A 2426-nucleotide genomic window follows, 5' to 3' on the forward strand; every position below is an offset into this window, starting at 1 on the left:
CCCTCACGCCAACCCCACCAGCCCCCGATACCCGGCGCTCCACAGATCCTCCGCCCCATCGGGAAGCAGCAGCACGCGGTCCGGCCGGAGCGCGTCGATCGCCCCCTCGTCGTGCGTCACCATCACGATGGCCCCGGGATACCTGCCGACCGCCGCGAGCACCTCGTCCCTGGACGCCGGATCGAGGTTGTTGGTGGGCTCGTCGAGGAGCAGGACGTTCGCGCCCGAGTGCACGAGCCCGGCCAGTGCCAGCCGCGTCTTCTCGCCGCCCGAGAGGACGGCGGCGGGCTTGTCTGCGTCGTCCCCGCCGAACAGGAACGAGCCAAGGACCCGCCGCACCTCACCATCCGTCAGCTGCGGTGCCGCGCCCGCCAGGTTCTCGCGGACGGTCTTCGCGGGCTGAAGGGTGTCGTGCTCCTGCGCGAAGTAGCCGAGCCGCAGCCCGGGCCCGGCGACGACCCGCCCCTCATCCGGCCGCTCACGCCCGGCGAGCAGCCGCAACAGCGTCGTCTTGCCCGCGCCGTTCAGCCCGAGTACGACCAGCCGGCTGCCCCGGTCGACGGCCAGGTCGACCCCACTGAGGACGCGATGGGACCCGTACGCCTTGGTGAGACTGATCGCGCCGAGCGGCATACGGCCGCACGGCGCGGGCTCCGGCAGCCGGATCCGCGCGACCTTCTCGCCGCGCCGCACCGGCTCCGTCCCCGCGAGCATCCGCTCGGCACGCCGGTCCATGTTCTTCGCGGCGGTCGCGGTGGAGACGTGCGCACGCATCTTGTCGGCCTGCGCGCGCAGCGAGGCGGCCTTGCGCTCGGCGTTGGCGCGCTCGCGGGCACGCCGCCGCTCGTCCGCCGCGCGCTGGGCGAGGTAGGTGTGCCATCCGGTGTTGTGTACGTCGATGGCGGCGCGCCCCGGGTCGAGGTGGAAGACACGGTTGACGGTGTCGGCGAGGAGCCCGGTGTCGTGGCTGATGAGCACGAGGCCGCCGGGATACGACGACAGGTACCCGCGCAGCCAGCCGACCGAGTCGGCGTCGAGGTGGTTGGTCGGCTCGTCGAGCAGCAACGTGTCGTGGTGCGAGAACAAGATCCTGGCCAGCTCGACGCGGCGCCGCTGGCCGCCCGACAGCTCACCGACGGGCCGGTGCAGGGCCCGCTCGGGCAGCCCGAGCCCGGCGGCGACGCGGGCGGCCTCCGCCTCGGCGGCGTAACCACCGCGCGCCTGGAAACGGTCGTCCGCGCGGGCGTAGGCCGCCATGGCCCGCTCCTGCGCCGCCGGACTCGCGGCCCGCGCCATGGCGTTCTCGGCGGTACGCAGCGCGGCGACCGCCTCGTCCAGGCCGCGGGCGGAGAGGACGCGGTCGATGACGGTGCGGGCGGGGTCGGCGGCGCCGGGGTCCTGGGCGAGGTGGCCGACGGAACCGGCGCGGGTGACGGTGCCGTCGGCGGGGGCCGCGGTGCCCGCGAGGATCTTCATCAGGGTGGTCTTGCCGGCGCCGTTACGGCCGACCAGGCCGATGCGGTCGCCGGGGGCGATGTGGAAGTCGGCGCCGGACAGCAGAAGCCGGGCGCCGACGCGTACGTCGATGCCTCGTACGGTGATCATGGGGTAACGCTCCGCAATAGCGAATGGACACACGGGTGGCGTGAGAGCGGTGTCCTGGCTAGGAGATGCGGGGCGTAGACATGGGACCGAGGCTAGCGGTGCGGGGTGCGGCTCGCATGGGCTTTTCCTCGGGCGAACCCTAGAACCCCCACACTGCGCCCCACCCCCCACCGAGGGATCATCGATCCATGGACGACGAAGACGTCACCCTTCACCTTCACCTCGCCCAGCAGCCGGAGGCCGACGAGCTGCTGGGGCGCAGCCCGCTGGCCGCGCTGATCGGGATGCTGCTCGACCAGCAGGTGCCGATGGAGTGGGCGTTCACGGGCCCGTACACGATCGCCCAGCGCCTGAACGCATCCGACCTCGACGCCCACGAGATCGCCGCGTACGACCCCGAGGAGTTCGCCGCGCTCCTCTCCACCAAGCCGGCGGTCCACCGCTACCCCGGCTCCATGGCGAAGCGCGTCCAACAGCTCTGCCAGTACTTGGTGGACCACTACGACGGTGACGCCACCGCCCTCTGGCGGGACGCCACCACCGGCAAGGAACTCCTCGAACGCCTCAACGACCTGCCCGGCTTCGGCAAACAGAAGGCCCAGATCTTCCTGGCCCTCCTCGGCAAACAACTCGGCGTACGCCCCAAGGGCTGGCGCGAGGCCGCGGGCGACTACGGCGCCCCCGAGGCATACCGCTCCGTCGCGGACATCACGGGCCCGGACTCCCTCCACAAGGTCCGCGCCCACAAACAAGAACTGAAAGCCGCAGCCAAGGCCGCGAAACCCCCGAAACCCCCGAAACCTCCAAAGTCCGCCTAACCC

General features: G+C 72.1%; 2 protein-coding genes. One reads left to right on the forward strand and one right to left on the reverse strand.

Annotated features, from left to right (window positions below; all coding sequences use genetic code 11):
• Window positions 1-3: 3 nt before the first annotated feature.
• Window positions 4-1605: an ABC-F family ATP-binding cassette domain-containing protein gene (locus tag GKQ77_RS31585; protein ID WP_219692542.1), complete on the reverse strand. Its 1602-nt coding sequence runs from the start codon at window positions 1603-1605 to the stop codon at window positions 4-6.
• Window positions 1606-1793: 188 nt separating this feature from the next.
• On the opposite strand from GKQ77_RS31585, the gene GKQ77_RS31590 reads away from it, so the two are divergent.
• Window positions 1794-2423, forward strand: a complete 630-nt coding sequence (locus tag GKQ77_RS31590; protein ID WP_219692543.1) for an HhH-GPD-type base excision DNA repair protein — start codon at window positions 1794-1796, stop codon at window positions 2421-2423.
• Window positions 2424-2426: the final 3 nt, after the last annotated feature.

The organism is Streptomyces anatolicus, from assembly GCF_019400875.1.
Classification (GTDB): domain Bacteria; phylum Actinomycetota; class Actinomycetes; order Streptomycetales; family Streptomycetaceae; genus Streptomyces; species Streptomyces anatolicus.